Raw genomic sequence first — 14877 nt, 5'->3', positions numbered from 1 at the left:
CCTGCGCAGGTCGATGGGGGCGATAAAGATGCGCGGGACGGACGAGGCGAGCGGATCGCTGTTCAACTATGTCGACCTTGAGGCCCGCATCCCCGCGGGCCACCCGCTGCGGCCGATCCGGCAGGTGGTGAACGAGGCGCTGGCCAGCCTGGATGCCGCGTTCGATGAGCTCTACACCGACTTTGGTCGCCCCTCGATCCCACCGGAGCGGCTGATCCGGGCGAGCCTGCTGCAACTCCTCTATTCGGTCCGGTCCGAGCGCCAGCTGATGGAGCAGATGAACTACAATCTGCTGTTCCGCTGGTTTGTCGGCCTCGGCATTGATGATCCCGTGTGGGTGCCGACCGTCTTCACCAAGAACCGCGACCGGCTGCTGAGCACCGAGATGTCGCGCAAGATCATGGCCGCGATCCTGGCGCACCGCCTGGTGGCGCCGCTGCTGTCTGACGACCACTTCTCGGTCGACGGCACGCTGGTGAAGGCCTGGGCCTCGATGAAGAGCGTCCAGCCGCGGACGAGCGAGACCCCGCCGGATGACGAAGCTGGCGATCCTCCCGGACTCGGGATCCCCGCCACCGATCCATCCGCCTTGACCGTAGCAGCCAAGACCGATCCGATGCCCCGCAACCAACGCCACAGCCGCAATGCCGAGGTCGATTTCCGGGGCCAGAGGCGGACGAATGCTACCCATGGCTCGATCACCGATCCGGATGCGCGCCTCTACAGGAAGTCTCCCGGCACCGGGGCAACGCTGTGCTTCATCGGGCATGCGCTGATGGAGAACCGGTCGGGCCTCATCGTGCAGGGCGATCTTACCCGTGCCGATGGCCGAGCCGAACGGCGCGCGGCGCTCGACATGATCCACCGCCACTCCCCGGGTTCGACCCGGAGGCTGACGCTGGGTGCTGACCGCGGCTTCGATGCCGCGGGGCTTTGTCGCCAACCTGCGCGAGGCATGCGTCACGCCCCATGTCGCGCAGAGATCACGATATTCGGCGATAGACGGGCGAACCACCCGACACGACGGCTACGCCAAATCCCAGCGTCATCGCAAACGCATCGAAGAGGCTTTCGGCTGGGCCAAGACCGTCGGCGGCATGGCCCAGACCGTCTATCGCGGCCTCGAGAAGGTGCGATCCCGCTTCATCCTCACCATGGCCGCCAACAATCGCGCCCGGCTCCCGAGGCTGCTTGCCGCCTGGCCATGGGAGCCGGCAGAACGCCGCTCGTCCGCTGAAACAGCCGCAAGGCGCCAAGCTCCTGAAGGCCTGAAGAGGAAAACATCCCGGCGGCGCGACTATTTCAGCGACCTGCTAGGTCCCGCATCGCTACCACAGCTGTCCGAGCTTTGCTGCGGCAACTTCCGAACTGCGACTTTGAAGCATGCTGCCGCGCAGCATCCCGGTCAGCTGAGCGGCGGTTAAGGGCCGAGTTTCCTGCGCGTGTCAGCGTAACCTTCCTTCATCATCCACGAGGGAGAGTTGGCTGGGCAGGGTATCGCGCCAGTTCCACAGGACCAGATTGCGATCAGCCTCTGTTGCGCCCTTGACGAAGCTGCGGACAAGCATGCCGCAATAGGCTTTCCGGATCAGTTGCTCCGCGAAGATCTGCGTCGGCGCCTTGCCATCCTCGCGCATCCGGATCCGCCACTCTTCAGCGGCCAGATCGGTCGTTCTCATGTCGTAGTCCTTCAGGGCTTCGGCATCGGTTGCGTCGAAGACTGGTTCCAGATCAGCGCGATACGCTACCAGCGTTGTGGGCTGGAGGGTGCCGATCTGGTTCGCCTCGCGGATCGCGGTCATGATCGACAGGGATGTATAGAGCGCCGGGGTGCCTTTCGGATTGAACCGTCCGCCGAAACGTCGCGCGCCTTCGCCCGACAGCGGTTCGCGTGCCCATACCGGATTGAGGGCGCGATAGAGAAGGCCGCGATAATGCATGATGCTTCAGGCGTGGATGCCGGCCTCGACCGCGTCGATATAGTCCATGACGTCTGCCGCATGGCCGTCACGCACCAGCTGCATCGCCGTCAGCCCTCCGAAACCTGCCAGCGGCTCGGAACGATACCAGGCATAGGCAATCAGCGAGGAGCCGAAACGGGGCTCGACCCTGTTCAGGATCTCGACCATTTCGCGCAGGCGTTTCTGGGTCTTGGCGCTGGCTACGCGATCAGGACGCATGACGGCGTCGCGACCGAGGCCAACCGTGCGAGCGACCTCGTCCTTGGTCGTGCGCAGGATCTCGGCGATCCGGCCGGGTGCAAACTGCCCACCCTCTGCAAGTGCTTCGATACGCATCGACATCTCCATTCTGACTGACATTATATGATGCCAGTATGCATGGCAAACAAGTACTGGATCACGCTGCGGCGGATTCTTCTTCGCCCTCGCTGACCGGTCGCGCCAGCGCCCGCGCCACGGCACTGAGGCCATAGAACTGATGGCCCGCGGGGCTTTCCTGAGGTCCACTCTCTTCCGGACCGCTACAGGCTACCTTCATGCCGTCACAAAGTTCAGCCGGTATTTCGACCGCTCGCCGGATCAATTGGGGCTGGAGGAGGTCCGCGCCTTCCAAGTCTATCTTGTATCGCAGGGCATTTCCTGGCCGGCGCTGAACCAGACGGTCTGCGCCCTGCGCTTTTTCTATGGGGTGACGCTGAACCTCGTCGATGACGATCGGTTTGCCGCTGCCTTTGTTTCTCTGGGCGTAATCTGTTCAGTCCCGGCATCTGGTGGATCGGATTGACGATGAATCTGTCTGGCTCTGAAGTCCAGACCTTGCAGATGTATTCGTAGGGTGTGACACCGCTCAGCGTCTTGAGCCTGCGTGCGAAATTGTAGGCGGCGATGAAATCGGCGAGGTGCGTGCGCAGCTGGCTGTGGCTGTCGTAGTGGTAGCGCTTGACGGTCGCGTCCTTGATCGTCCTGTTCATCCGCTCGACTTGGCCATTCGTCCACGGGTGGTTGGGCTTGGTCAGCCGATGCTCGATCCCGTTTGCCTCGCAAATCATGTCGAACCGCATTTGCCGAGAGTAAGGAGTGTTACGGTTTCGAGGCTGCTCTGCGAACTGGATGCCATTATCGGTCAGGATCGTGTGGATGCGGTAGGGCACGACGTCCAGAAGGTGCTCCAGGAACTCCCAAGCGGTTTTCCTGTTGGCCTTTTCCGCCAATTGAACGACAGCAAATTTGCTGGTGCGATCAATGGCTACGAAGAGGAAGAGCTTGCCTTCGGCCGTCTGCACCTCGGCGATGTCGATATGGAAGAAACCTATCGGGTAGCGCTTGAACTTCGCACGCTTGGGCTTGTCCCCGCCCACGTCCGGCAGTCGCGAAATGCCATTCCGCTGCAGGCATCGGTGCAGCGCCGAGCGCGTCAGATGTGGGATAGAGGGCTGAAGAGCGTAGAGGCAGTCGTCCAGCGGCAGCAGCGTATGGCGCCGAAACGCGACGATTGTTGCTTCCTCGGCCTCACTCAAGACCGTGGAGCGTGGCTCCTTCGGCCCAGTCTTACGGTCCTCAACTGTCTCGCGCTTGCGCCACTTCGCGACAGTCTTTGGGTTGATGCCGAGCTCCCGGCTCAGCTGCGCGAGCGAAGCTTGCGATCATTCGGGCGAGGCCCTCGGACCGATGGCGAGCCGGCCCTCATTATTGCAGCTCTGACAGCGTGCGTGGTCGTGGCGCTCCCGTGACGAACTTGTCCCATAATGCTTCCTTCCATTCCTGCGAAAGGATTGCACCATCAAACCATGGGATCAAACACCTAGTCGACAGCTCGCGCAGGGTCAGGGGCACGCCGCTGCTCAAAGGTGAAGTGTCCTCGACTTGATAGAAAGCCCATTGGAGGTTTAAAATAAAAGCTGTTCGCATCTGTGGCTGAAATGCGCTCCCCAAGCGCGTTTGATAGCGCAGCTCTGCCTCAATCGACAAGCGTTTGGTCAGACGGGCCGCAAGAGTTATTATCATGGTGATGGAGCAAAGTTTTCCCAACTCATATATTCTTCGTCATGGAGAAACGACTTGGAACAAAATGGGTTTGTATCAAGGCAGAAAGGATGCGCCTCTTACACAAAGGGGTGTATGCCAGGCAGTGCGGCAAGGGCATATACTTAAATCTCTAGAGGACAGGCCCGGAGTGGTGTTTTCAAGCCCCCAAGGCCGTGCGCTTCGAACCGCGCAGCTCGCTTTGGGCGACAGTGCTGACATCCGGCAAGATGAGCGCTTGTGCGAGATCGACTTCGGCGCGTGGGAAGGCGTGTCCAAGAATGAGGTGAAGCAGCAGGTTGGTGATGCCTTTGCCACTGGTGAGTGGAACTTCGAGAGCCCCGGTGGAGAAAGTTTTGCAGCGATCATCGGCCGGGTGTCATCATTCCTGGCTGACCTTGAAGAGCCTGCTGTGATCTTTACACATGGGACGACATCGGCTGTCATGCGGGGCTTGTGCATGGGCTTGGATAAAGCTGGAATGCTGCAGCTCGAGAAGGAGCAGGGCGTCGTATACAGGATGGCACATGGGAAAGAAACGATCCTCAGGTAGAAAGGTAACGCTTCACGCGCCGCTTTTGCGCGACATCACTACATTGTCTTCCAAGAACAGTCGGTGATAGATCTTCCGGTCTCGCTGCGGACGCTGCGCTATATCGTCGAGGTTGCCGATTGCGGCAGCGTCACCGATGCCGCAAGGCATCTGGCCGTTTCGCAGCCTTCGGTGTCTGCGGCGCTGTCTCAGGCCGAGCGCGATCTGGGCGTGCAGATCTTCGTGCGTCAGCATGCGCGCGGCATGAAACTTTCTGTGCCGGGGCGGGTGCTGGTCGATCAGGCACGAGAGCTTTTGCGGGCCGCCGGCGAGCTTGCCGACACGGCAAGGTCCCTTGGAGATCCGCTGAGCGGAGAGATCGTCGTCGGCAGCTTTCCGACCCTCGCCATGCGCTACATGCCCCGGATCATCGCAAGCTTCCGGAGATCCCTGCCGAACATCACCGTCCGCCTTGTCGAGGGCGATCATGCCGAACTCGTCGCGGGGCTCGAGAATGCCAGCATCGAGATTGCCCTAGGCTATGATTTTGCGCGGCCCGAGCACCTGTCCGCCGAGGAATTGGCGTCGTGTTCGGTCTGGCGACCATGGCGGTGCTGGCATGGTTCGCATGGCAGTATCTCGGGCTGTTCGGCGGCGATCGCTCGCCACTGATCGGGATGCCGAAGTCCGTGCCGATCAGCGGTCCTGGCGGGGGTGGGGGATAACCTGCTGATCACCCTGCCGCTGTTCATCCTTGCGGGCGGTCTGATGAACGCCACCGGCATCGCCGACCGCCTGTTCGCCTTCGGGGCGGCGCTTGTCGGCTGGATGCGGGGCGGGCTGGCCCATGTGAACGTCGCCTCCAGCCTGATGTTCGGGGGCATGATCGGCACCTCGGTCGCCGATCTTGCGGGCACCGGGTCGGTGATGATCCCGAAGATGAAGGCTAATGGCTATGCGGGGTCGTTCTCGGCGGCGCTGACCGCGACCTCTTCGGGGGTCGGAGTGCTGATCCCGCCCAGCTCGCCGATGATCCTCTATTCCGTGGTCACGGGAACCTCGCTCGGGGCGCTTTTCTTGGCAGGGGTCGTCCCCGGTCTGCTGATGGCGGGCATCATGATGGTGACGATCTCGATCCTGGCGCGGCGGAACGGGTGGCAGCCGATGAACAGCTTCGAATGGTCGCGCGTCCTGCACACCGGACGCCATGCGATCCTGCCGCTCGGGATGCCGGCGATGATCCTCGGCGGTCTGATCTTCGGCATCTTCACCGCGACCGAGGCCGGCGCGTTTGCGGTCGCCTATGCGCTGGCCCTGTCGCTGCTGGTCTATCGGACGCTGACAATCGCCAAGCTGCGGCAGGCGCTGGTGGATGCCGCGATCCTGACCGGCGAGGTTCTGATGGTCGTCGGCTTCTCGACCGCCCTGGGATGGGCCTTGTCGCAAGCGGGCGTGCCCTTGGCCTTGTCCGCCGGAGTCGACGGTCTGTTTCCGTCCGACAACGTGACCATCCGCATCTTCGCGCTGCTGCTGCTGGCGCTGATCGCGGGGATGGTTCTGGACCCGCTGATCCCGATGATCATGCCGGTGCTTCTGCCGACGCTGATCGGTCTGGACGTCGATCTGGTCCATTTCGGCGTCCTGATCGTGATGACGGTGGTCATCGGGCAGGTAACTCCGCCAGTGGCCGTCGCGCTTCTGGTCGCGGCCAAGATCGGGCGGGACGATGTCTGGGCGGTGACCCGCGCGAACATGCCTTTTCTTTGGGCATTGGTCGTCGCGCTGGTGATACTCACCTTGTTTCCCGCGCTGTCCCTGACGCTTCCCGGCCTGATGAACTGACGGCTCGGGCAGGGAAAACATGCCGTTCCGCCCGCCCCTGCGGGAGGAATGCGCAACAGCGCGGATCCCGGCGAATGTGGCAGTGGCTCAGCCTGATCCTTGCCTCGGAACTTACTTCTTTCATCTCGGGGCCGCTCCACGCACGTCTTGAGACATCAACACGACGGCGCAGGCACCACGGCGGGCCACGCGCCGCACAAACAGCAAAGACACGAACATGACAGAAAAAATCGACACCGTTGTCGTCGGAGCCGGCCAGGCCGGCATCGCCATGAGTGAGCATCTTCGCGACATGGGCGTTCCCCATCTGGTGCTGGAACGCAACCGCATCGCAGAGCGGTGGCGGTCTGAGCGGTGGGATTCGCTGGTCGCCAACGGCCCGGCGTGGCACGATCGCTTCCCGGGACTGGAATTCGACGACGTCACGCCCGAAACCTTCCCGCCCAAAGAGCGGATGGCCAGCTATTTCGAGGAATATGCCCGCCTGATCGACGCGCCCGTGCGCACCGGGGTCGAGGTGCAATCGGTGCGCCGCGCGCCCGGCCGGCCCGGCTTCATCGTGTCGACCTCGCAGGGCGAGATCGAGGCGCTGCGCGTCGTGGCCGCCACCGGGCCGTTCCAGGTGCCGGCGTTCCCGCAGATCGTGCCCGAGGATGCGGGCATCACGCAGATCCATTCCACGGCCTACAAGAACCCGGACCAGCTGGCGGACTGTGCGGTTCTGGTTGTCGGCGGCGGGGCCTCTGGCTCGCAGATCGCCGAGGAACTGCAACGCTCGGGCCGCAAGGTGTTCCTGTCCATCGGCGAGCATTACCGCCCTCCGCGGTCCTACCGTCAGCGCGATTACGTCTGGTGGCTGGGCGTTCTGGGCAAGTGGGACGAGATCACCATCCAGGCCAAGAAAAAGCACGTCGCCTTCGCGGTCAGCGGCTATGACGGCGGCAAGACGGTCGATTTCCGCCGGATGGGCAATGCCGGCGTGACCGTGCTGGGGATGACCCAATCCTATGAGAGCGGCAAGCTGCACATCGCGGACGATCTGGTCGCCAACATCGCCGCCGGCGACGAGGCCTATCTGGACGTCCTGCGCGAGGCCGACGCTTATGTGGAACGCAACGGCATCGACCTTCCGCCCGAGCCCGAGGCCTGGCAGATGCAGCCCGACCCCGACTGCGTAACCCATCCCGTCCGCGAACTGGATCTGGCCGCCGAAGGGATCGGCACGATCATCTGGGCGACCGGCTTCCGCTTCGATTTCAGCTGGCTGCAGGTGAACGCCTTCCACGAGGACGGCACGCCCTTCCACAAGCGTGGCATCTCGGCCGAGCAGGGGATCTATTTCCTTGGCCTGCCCGAACTGACCAACCGCGCCTCGTCCTTCATCTATGGCTGCTGGTATGACGCGAAGTACATCGCGACCCATATCGGCGTTCAGCGCAACTACGTTGCCTATGAGAAGGCAGACACATGACGCAGGTGATGTTTCTGAATGGCCCGAACGCCAATCTCTACGGTCTTGATCCCTCGGGAACCTACGGCACCGACAGCTTTCCGCAGATCGAGGCGGCGTGCATGGCCCGCGCCGCCGATCTCGGCCTGACGCTGGACTTCCGCCAGTCGAACCACGAGGGCGTCCTGATCGACTGGATCCAGGAGGCACGGCAGTCCTGTGACGGGCTGCTGATCAACGCGGCGGGGCTGACCTATACCTCGATCCCGATCCTGGATGCGCTGCTGGCATTCGACGGGCCGATCATCGAATGCCATATGAGCAATATCTGGAAACGAGAGCCGTTCCGCCATCACTCTTTCATCTCGAAAGCCGCCACCGGCGTCATTGCGGGGCTTGGAGTGCGCGGCTATTTGCTGGGGCTCGGCGCGATGGCGGACCTGATCGCCGAACGGTCCACATGACCGATACTCTGGTTTTCTACAGCGGCCCCGACCCGTTCCAGCCGTGGCGCGACGCCCTTTCGCCCCTGCTGGGGGACCGGGTCCGGATCGAGCGGGCCGATGCGGTGACGGACCCCGACACCGTGCGCTATGCGCTGGTCTGGATGCCGCCCGAGGGGTTCTTTGCCCGCTTCCCCAACCTTGAGCTGGTGATCAACCTTGGCGCGGGCGTGGACCGTCTGGTCGCGCGCAGCGATCTTCCCGATGTGCCGATCACCCGGCTGTCGGACCCGCAGATGGGCCGGATGATGGCGGGATATGTGCTGTTCTCGGTGCTGCGCCATGCCCGCGACATCCCTCATTTCGAGGCCGCGCAGGCACGGCGCGAATGGGCCTATCGCCATCCCCGCGCCGCATCCGAGGTCACCGTCGCCGTCCTGGGCCTGGGTGAGCTGGGCGCGATGGCCGCGGCCGAGATCGCGCGGATGGGATATGACACCCATGGCTGGGCCACGCGGCCGAGGGACCTGCCGGGGGTGACGGTGCATTGTGGCGATCAGGCGCTGGCAGGGCTGCTTGCCCGCGCGGACATCACGGTCTGCATGCTGCCGCTGACCCCTGCGACGCGGCGTCGGCTTGGGACCGAGGCGTTCGGGGCGATGAAGCCCGGCGCCGCGTTCGTCAACGTCTCGCGAGGAGAGGTCGTGGATCAGGACGCGCTGGTCGAGGCCTTGCGCAGCGGTCATCTGTCCGGTGCCACGCTCGACGTGTTCGACGGCGAGCCGTTGAGCCCCGATCATCCGCTCTGGACGCTGCCGGGGGTGCTGATCACGCCGCACCTCGCCTCGGTCGCGTTGCCCAAAAGCGCGGCGCCTCAGATCGCGGACAACATTCTGGCGATCCAGTCGGGCGCGCAGGTGGGGCAGCAGGTCTCCCGTCTGCGCGGCTATTAGGCAGAATGCCCGGGCATTCGCCAGTCAGGAGATGAAACGGCAACCCCGCCTGATTCTAAACCAAGCCTTATCAACTGGTTAGCCTGGTCGTTGGGCGAGCCTTCCTAGTGCATAGGCATTTACAGTGAGGTTACCCGAGGCTCGGTGACGCATGATCCCCTCAGACGGGCCGAATAACCACGGACCGATAAAAGCGGCGAGAAACGCCGCGTCACGACAACAGATGGAGTGCTTTGAAATGAAAAGACTTTTCCTGACATCCGTCGCGATCGGCCTGATCGCTGCCTCCGCTCAGGCGGAAACGCTGGTCGTCAGCAGCTGGGGCGGCAGCTTCCGCGACCTGATCGACGAGACGATCGCCGCCAAGTTCACCGAGGAAACCGGCGTCGAGGTCGAGTTCATCACCGGCGGCACGATCGACCGCTTGAACCAGGCCAATCTGTCCAAGGACAATCCCGAAAGCGACGTGACCTTCACCACCTCGCATATCGGCTGGCTCTATCGCAATCAGGGCCTGTTCGAGGAACTGGACATGTCCCGGATCCCGAATGCCGAGAACCTTGTCGATCAGGCGCGCATCAGCCCGTCGCATATCGGCGCATGGGCCTATGTCTACACCATCGGTTTCCTGCCCAACATGCTGCCCGAAGGCGTCACCTTCGACAGCTGGGAGGATCTGTGGTCGCCCGAGCTGGCCGGCATGATCGCGCTGCCCGATTTCGATCCCTCGCATATCATCGCCGCCGCCGCGACGCTTGAAGGTGTCGGGGTCGAGAACTGGCGCGATGCGACCGACAAGCTTCTGGCGCTGCGGCCGAACATCCGTGCCCTCTATACGAATGACGCCAATTCGCAGCAGCTTCTGTCGACGGGCGAGACGCCGGTTCAAGTCATCTTGTCGATGAATGCCTATCACATCCAGTCGCAAGGTCTGGACGTCGAGCTGGCCATTCCCGCCGAGGGGGCGGTTCTGGGCGTCGATACCATGGGCATCACCGCCGGCAGCGACAAGATCGACCTGGCCTATCAGTTCCTGAACGCGGCGCTTGACCCCGAGGTGCAGGCCCAGATCGCCGAGATCAAGAAGGGCAGCCCCGTCGTCTCGAATGTCGAGCTTCCCGAGGAACTGGCCGCGCTGCCGGGCATCTTCACCACGCCCGAGGAATGGGCCGAGCAGACGCTGGTCATCCCGGACGAGTTCCGCGCCGAGACGATCGGCGAATGGAGGCAGTGGTTCTCGGAAAACATGACCGCGAACTGATGACATTGCGCCCCGGAAGCGGGGCGCAACCCGAACCAAGGAGCAGACGTCCGCGATGACGAAGCGCCCATTTCTCGGCTGGTTTGCCTCGCCCTCGATCCTGATCGCCTTCGGGATCGCGGCGTCTTTCCTTGCCATCGTCCAATACAGCTTCCGCGCCAACATCCCTGGCGCGCTGGACCCCGGCGGTTTCACGCTGGAGAATTTCACGACCCTGTGGAAGGCCGTCTATGGCGAGGCCTTCCTGAACACCGTCCTTCTGTGCCTGTGGACCGCCCTGTTCACCCTGCTGATCGGCTATCCGCTGGCCTATGCGATGGTGCGCGCCCGGTCCGCCCGGCTGCGCAGCGCGATCCTGCTGATTTCCCTGACCCCGCTGTTTCTGGGCGAGATCGTGCGGACCTATTCCTGGATGATCGTTCTGGGCAATCGCGGCTTTCTGAACGCGGCGCTGATGCAGATGGGGCTGATCGACCGGCCCATTCCTTTCATGTTCACCATGACCGGGGTGGTGATCGCGCTGGTGCATTTCACGCTGCCGATCGTCGTGGTGATGCTGGCGGCCGCCCTTTCCCATATCGACCGGAACCTTGAGCGGGCGGCCACGTCGCTTGGCGCGGGGCGCGTGCGGGCGTTCCTAACCGTGACGCTGCCCCTGTCGATCCCCGGCATCGTGGCGGCGTCCTCGACGGCCTTCGCATGGACGTTTTCGGCCTTTGCCACGCCCCAGATGATCGGCGGCGGGCAGGTGCAGACGATCTCGACGCTGGTCTATCAGGTGGGCTTTGCCTCGTTCAACTTTCCGCTGGCGGCTTCGCTGTCGCTGACCGGGCTTTTGTTCACCGTGGCCGTGCTGGCCATTTTCAACACCGGCATCCGCCGTCTTGAGCGGATCGGAGGTCACTGATGCGCAAATCCCTGCTGGATCATCTTCTGGACTGGACCGGCCGAATCCTGCTGACCGCCATCCTGGGCTTTGTCCTGCTGCCGTTCTTCGTGGTCGCCATCGCGTCCTTCAACGACGGCGCGATCCTGTCCTTTCCGCCGCGCGAGTGGTCGCTGCGCTGGTATGCGAATGCGTTCCAGTATCGCGACTTCGGCGCCGGGCTGGTCAATTCGCTGAAGATCGCCGCGTTCGGTGCCACCATCGCGCTGATTGCGGGGGCGGGGTTCGCCTATGTCCTGAACCGCTATGATTTCAGGCTGAAGGGGGTGCTGAACGGCATCCTCATGTCGCCGCTGATCATTCCCAACTTCACCATCGGGCTTGGGCTTCTGATCCTGTCGGCCGCCGCGTCCCTGCCGCGCAACCTGTGGCTGGTCGTGGCGACGCATGTCATCATCGTGCTGCCCTTCGTCGTCCGCTCGGTCTATGTGTCGCTGCAGAACTTCGAGCGGCGCTACGAGCAGGCAGCCGAAAGCCTCGGCGGCTCGCCCTGGCATGTGCTGCGCACCGTTACGCTGCCGCTGCTGGTGCCGGGGCTTGCCTCGGGCGGGCTGTTCGCCGCGATCCTGTCCTTCAACGAATTCACCGCGTCCCTGTTCGTGGTGAACCAGAGCACGCAGACCCTGCCGGTCGCCATGTACAACTATGTCCGTGAATACGCCGACCCCACGCTGGCCGCCGTGTCGGTCCTTTACGTGCTGGCGGTCGCGGTGATCCTGCTGGTCGTCCACAAGTTCTTCCGACTAGAAAAGGTTCTCAATGTCGAGTGAAAGCCGCAACGATGCCGCCGTTCAGATCGACGGTGTCTCGAAATCCTTCGCAGGCACGGTCGCGCTGGAGCCGATCTGGCTCAAGATCCGGCGGGGCGAGTTTCTGACCTTGCTTGGACCCTCGGGCTGCGGGAAAACCACGCTTCTCAACCTGATCGCCGGCTTTCTGGAGGCCGATGAGGGCGAGCTGTTCATCGACCGCGAACTGGTCACGCAGGTCCCCCCGCACCAGCGCGAGATCGGGATCGTGTTTCAGAACTACGCGCTGTTTCCCCACATGACCGTCGCGCAGAACGTGGCCTATGGCCTTCGCACGCGCCGCGTGTCCAAGGCCGAGACAGCGCAGCGCGTGGCCGAGGCGCTGGCGCTGGTCAAGCTGCAGGATTTCGCGGATCGCCGCCCCAAACAGCTGTCCGGCGGCCAGCAGCAGCGCGTCGCCCTGGCGCGCGCGCTGGTGATCCGCCCGCGTGTCCTGCTTCTGGACGAGCCGTTTTCCGCGCTGGACCGGAACCTCCGCACCGCCATGCAGGTCGAGCTGCGCGAGATCCAGACGCGGCTTGGCCTGACCACGGTTTTCGTGACCCATGACCAGAACGAGGCGCTGTCCATGTCCGACCGGATCGCCGTGATGTCGCGCGGCCGCGTCCGCCAGATCGGCGCGCCCGCCGACATCTATGACCGGCCCCGGAACCTGTTCGTCTCGACCTTCGTCGGGGATGCGAACCTGTTCGACGCGACATTGCAGGGCGCAGAGGGCAGCGCGCTCGATCTGAGCGTGGGCGGCGCCCGCCTGTCACTGACCAGCTATCAGGACGACCTGCCGCAGCCCGGTCCCGTCACTCTGTTCGTCCGCCCTGAACAGTGCCGGCTGACCGACACGAACGAGCCCGGCGCCGTCCCCGCGACCGTGGCGCTGTCGGTCTATCAGGGCAGCTATGCCGAGCTGCATCTGGACTGCGCGGCCGCGCAGGGTGGCCGGGTCATGCTACGCGTTCCCGCAGCCGAGGCCTTGCCGGCGGGGGCGGCCGTGGGCATCGCGCTGCCGCAGACCGGACCGGCGATCTACGCCGCCGACGAAGCGAACAAGGAGGTGGCATGATGGACATGCAGGCAATCGTCGCGGAACGTCCGGGCGGACCCGAGGTGCTGTCGCTGGTGACCCGGCCCGTTCCCCGGCCCGCCGCCGGCGAGGTTCTGATCCGGGTGGCCGCGGCCGGCGTGAACCGGCCCGATATCATGCAACGCTCGGGTGCGCTGCCGGCGCCGGCGGATGTCTCGGACATCCTGGGGCTGGAGGTGGCAGGCGAGATCGTCGAAGTGGGCGAGGGAGTGGATGCCGCCTTGATCGGCACGCAGGCCATGGCACTGCTGAAGGCCGGCGGCTATGCTGGCCATGCGACCGCCTGCGCCGATCACTGCCTGCCTGTCCCGGCCGGCCTGTCGCTGGAACAGGCCGCCGTCCTGCCCGAGGGGCTGTTCACGATCTGGCACAACCTCTTTGACCGGGGCGCGCTGAAACCGGGCGAGACGGTCCTGATCCAGGGCGGCGCCAGCGGCATCGGCACGCTTGCCCTGCAACTGGCGCTGGCCTGGGGCGCAAAGGTCATCGTCACCGCCGGCGGTCCCGAGAAGTGCGGGCGCCTCACCGAAATGGGCGCCGCAGCAATCGACTATCGCAGCGGTGATCTGGTGGCCGAGGTTCAGTCCCTGACCGGGGGACGCGGTGTCGATGTGGTTCTGGACATTCTGGGCGGCGAGATGGTCGGCCGGCACCTGGAATGCATGGCCCCCGGCGGGCGGCATGTCGGGCTTTCCTTCATGGCGGGGGTCGAGGCGACCGTCAATCTGGGCCTTGTGATGCGCAAGGGGCTGTGGCTGACCTCGTCCACGCTTCGCCCCAAACCTGATGACGAAAAGGCCGCCATCGCGGCCGCCATCCGCACGCATCTGATCCCCCTGATCGGACCGGGCCGGGTGATGCCGGTGATCGCGCAAGCCCTGCCGCTGGCGCAGGCCGGGAAGGCCCATGCCGATCTGGAGGGCGGGCAGAATTTCGGAAAGATCGTCCTGACCGTCGCGGAGGACCGGACATGAGGCTTTATTGGGGCTCGGCCTCGCCCTTCGTGCGCAAGGTCATGGTGACGGCGCACGAGTTGGGCGTTCAGGACAGCATCGAGCGGCTGGACAGCGCCGCCCATCCCGTCCAGCGCGACAATCGGATCGCGGCCTTCAACCCGCTGGCCAAGGTGCCGGCCGCGATGACGGCCGATGGCATCGCGCTCTATGACAGCCGCGTCATCTGCGAATATCTGGATGCGCAGGCGGGTGGCGGGCTGTTCCCCGCGCCCGGTCCCCTGCGCTGGACCGCGCTGCGCCGGCAGGCGCTGGCGGACGGCGTTCTGGATGCCGCGCTGCTGATCCGTTACGAGCGGCTGGCCCGGCCCGAGGCGCAGCAATCGCCCGGCTGGATCGAGGCGCAGTCCGCCAAGATCGCGGACGGGCTGGATGCCATGGCCGCCGACCTGCCGGCGTCGGGCTGCGCTGATATCGGCGCGATCTCATATGGTTGCGCGCTCGGCTGGCTGGACTTCCGCTTTCCCGATCTGGACTGGCGGGACGGTCGGGGCGGGCTGGCCGCGTGGCAGGCCGAGTTCGACCAACGTCCCGCAATGGCCGCAACGCGGCCCTTCGCCTGAA

16 protein-coding genes and 2 pseudogenes are annotated in these 14877 nt (G+C 64.2%); 14 read left to right on the top strand and 4 right to left on the bottom strand.

The window, feature by feature from the left end; genetic code table 11:
• Positions 1-28: 28 nt before the first annotated feature.
• Positions 29-1199 (top strand): annotated as a pseudogene (locus JHW48_RS12005) (IS5 family transposase); the annotation flags it as partial.
• Between the two features lie 246 nt (positions 1200-1445).
• Here JHW48_RS12005 and JHW48_RS12000 read toward each other — a convergent pair.
• Both JHW48_RS12000 and JHW48_RS11995 read right to left on the bottom strand, forming a co-directional pair.
• Positions 1446-1940 carry an RES family NAD+ phosphorylase gene (locus JHW48_RS12000; RefSeq protein WP_119885838.1) on the bottom strand — a complete coding sequence of 165 codons (495 nt, stop codon included), beginning with the start codon at positions 1938-1940 and terminating at the stop codon, positions 1446-1448.
• Positions 1941-1946: 6 nt separating this feature from the next.
• Entirely contained in the window at positions 1947-2297 is a 351-nt protein-coding gene (locus JHW48_RS11995) for an antitoxin Xre/MbcA/ParS toxin-binding domain-containing protein (protein ID WP_119885842.1), read from the bottom strand.
• Between the two features lie 142 nt (positions 2298-2439).
• On the opposite strand from JHW48_RS11995, the gene JHW48_RS18695 reads away from it, so the two are divergent.
• Positions 2440-2745 (top strand): phage integrase N-terminal SAM-like domain-containing protein, encoded by a 306-nt coding sequence (locus tag JHW48_RS18695; RefSeq protein WP_240637799.1) that lies wholly within the window; start codon positions 2440-2442, stop codon positions 2743-2745.
• Here the strand turns inward: JHW48_RS18695 and JHW48_RS11990 are convergent.
• Together JHW48_RS11990 and JHW48_RS11985 are read right to left on the bottom strand one after the other, a co-directional pair.
• Positions 2714-3705 (bottom strand): annotated as a pseudogene (locus JHW48_RS11990) (IS481 family transposase); the annotation flags it as partial. The gene JHW48_RS18695 and the pseudogene JHW48_RS11990 overlap by 32 nt on opposite strands.
• Entirely contained in the window at positions 3648-3929 is a 282-nt protein-coding gene (locus JHW48_RS11985) for a hypothetical protein (RefSeq protein ID WP_170152243.1), read from the bottom strand. The gene JHW48_RS11985 and the pseudogene JHW48_RS11990, both read right to left, overlap by 58 nt.
• A 34-nt stretch (positions 3930-3963) precedes the next feature.
• On the opposite strand from JHW48_RS11985, the gene JHW48_RS11980 reads away from it, so the two are divergent.
• The 12 genes from JHW48_RS11980 to JHW48_RS11925 all read left to right on the top strand — a co-directional run bounded on the left by JHW48_RS11980 (position 3964) and on the right by JHW48_RS11925 (position 14876).
• Positions 3964-4536 carry a histidine phosphatase family protein gene (locus JHW48_RS11980; protein WP_119885577.1) on the top strand — a complete coding sequence of 191 codons (573 nt, stop codon included), beginning with the start codon at positions 3964-3966 and terminating at the stop codon, positions 4534-4536.
• A gap of 63 nt (positions 4537-4599) precedes the next feature.
• Positions 4600-5187, top strand: a complete 588-nt coding sequence (locus JHW48_RS11975; protein WP_119885578.1) for a LysR family transcriptional regulator — start codon at positions 4600-4602, stop codon at positions 5185-5187.
• A gap of 33 nt (positions 5188-5220) precedes the next feature.
• Positions 5221-6357, top strand: coding sequence for a TRAP transporter large permease (locus tag JHW48_RS11970; protein WP_119885579.1), 1137 nt, complete (start codon positions 5221-5223; stop codon positions 6355-6357).
• Positions 6358-6574: 217 nt separating this feature from the next.
• Positions 6575-7828 carry a flavin-containing monooxygenase gene (locus JHW48_RS11965; RefSeq protein ID WP_119885580.1) on the top strand — a complete coding sequence of 418 codons (1254 nt, stop codon included), beginning with the start codon at positions 6575-6577 and terminating at the stop codon, positions 7826-7828.
• On the top strand, positions 7825-8271 hold the full coding sequence (locus JHW48_RS11960) for a type II 3-dehydroquinate dehydratase (RefSeq protein ID WP_119885581.1): 447 nt from the start codon (positions 7825-7827) through the stop codon (positions 8269-8271). The genes JHW48_RS11965 and JHW48_RS11960 overlap by 4 nt, the downstream gene beginning before the upstream one ends.
• The gene (locus JHW48_RS11955) at positions 8268-9203 is read left to right on the top strand and encodes a 2-hydroxyacid dehydrogenase (protein ID WP_119885582.1); all 936 of its coding nucleotides are present in this window, start codon (positions 8268-8270) and stop codon (positions 9201-9203) included. The genes JHW48_RS11960 and JHW48_RS11955 overlap by 4 nt, the downstream gene beginning before the upstream one ends.
• Positions 9204-9441: 238 nt before the next feature.
• Positions 9442-10464, top strand: coding sequence for an ABC transporter substrate-binding protein (locus JHW48_RS11950; protein WP_119885583.1), 1023 nt, complete (start codon positions 9442-9444; stop codon positions 10462-10464).
• A gap of 55 nt (positions 10465-10519) precedes the next feature.
• The gene (locus tag JHW48_RS11945) at positions 10520-11371 is read left to right on the top strand and encodes an ABC transporter permease (RefSeq protein ID WP_119885584.1); all 852 of its coding nucleotides are present in this window, start codon (positions 10520-10522) and stop codon (positions 11369-11371) included.
• Entirely contained in the window at positions 11371-12180 is an 810-nt protein-coding gene (locus JHW48_RS11940; RefSeq protein WP_119885585.1) for an ABC transporter permease, read from the top strand. The genes JHW48_RS11945 and JHW48_RS11940 overlap by 1 nt, the downstream gene beginning before the upstream one ends.
• The gene (locus JHW48_RS11935; RefSeq protein ID WP_119885586.1) at positions 12170-13279 is read left to right on the top strand and encodes an ABC transporter ATP-binding protein; all 1110 of its coding nucleotides are present in this window, start codon (positions 12170-12172) and stop codon (positions 13277-13279) included. The genes JHW48_RS11940 and JHW48_RS11935 overlap by 11 nt, the downstream gene beginning before the upstream one ends.
• Positions 13276-14274, top strand: a complete 999-nt coding sequence (locus JHW48_RS11930; RefSeq protein ID WP_119885587.1) for an NAD(P)H-quinone oxidoreductase — start codon at positions 13276-13278, stop codon at positions 14272-14274. Before JHW48_RS11935 ends, JHW48_RS11930 begins: the two co-directional genes overlap by 4 nt.
• Complete coding sequence (locus tag JHW48_RS11925) at positions 14271-14876, top strand: glutathione S-transferase (RefSeq protein ID WP_119885588.1); 606 nt, start codon at positions 14271-14273, stop codon at positions 14874-14876. The genes JHW48_RS11930 and JHW48_RS11925 overlap by 4 nt, the downstream gene beginning before the upstream one ends.
• Position 14877 lies beyond the last annotated feature (1 nt).

It is taken from the genome of Paracoccus aestuarii, from assembly GCF_028553885.1.
GTDB classification, from domain to species: domain Bacteria; phylum Pseudomonadota; class Alphaproteobacteria; order Rhodobacterales; family Rhodobacteraceae; genus Paracoccus; species Paracoccus aestuarii.
This window is presented reverse-complemented; position numbering and strand designations above follow the sequence as displayed.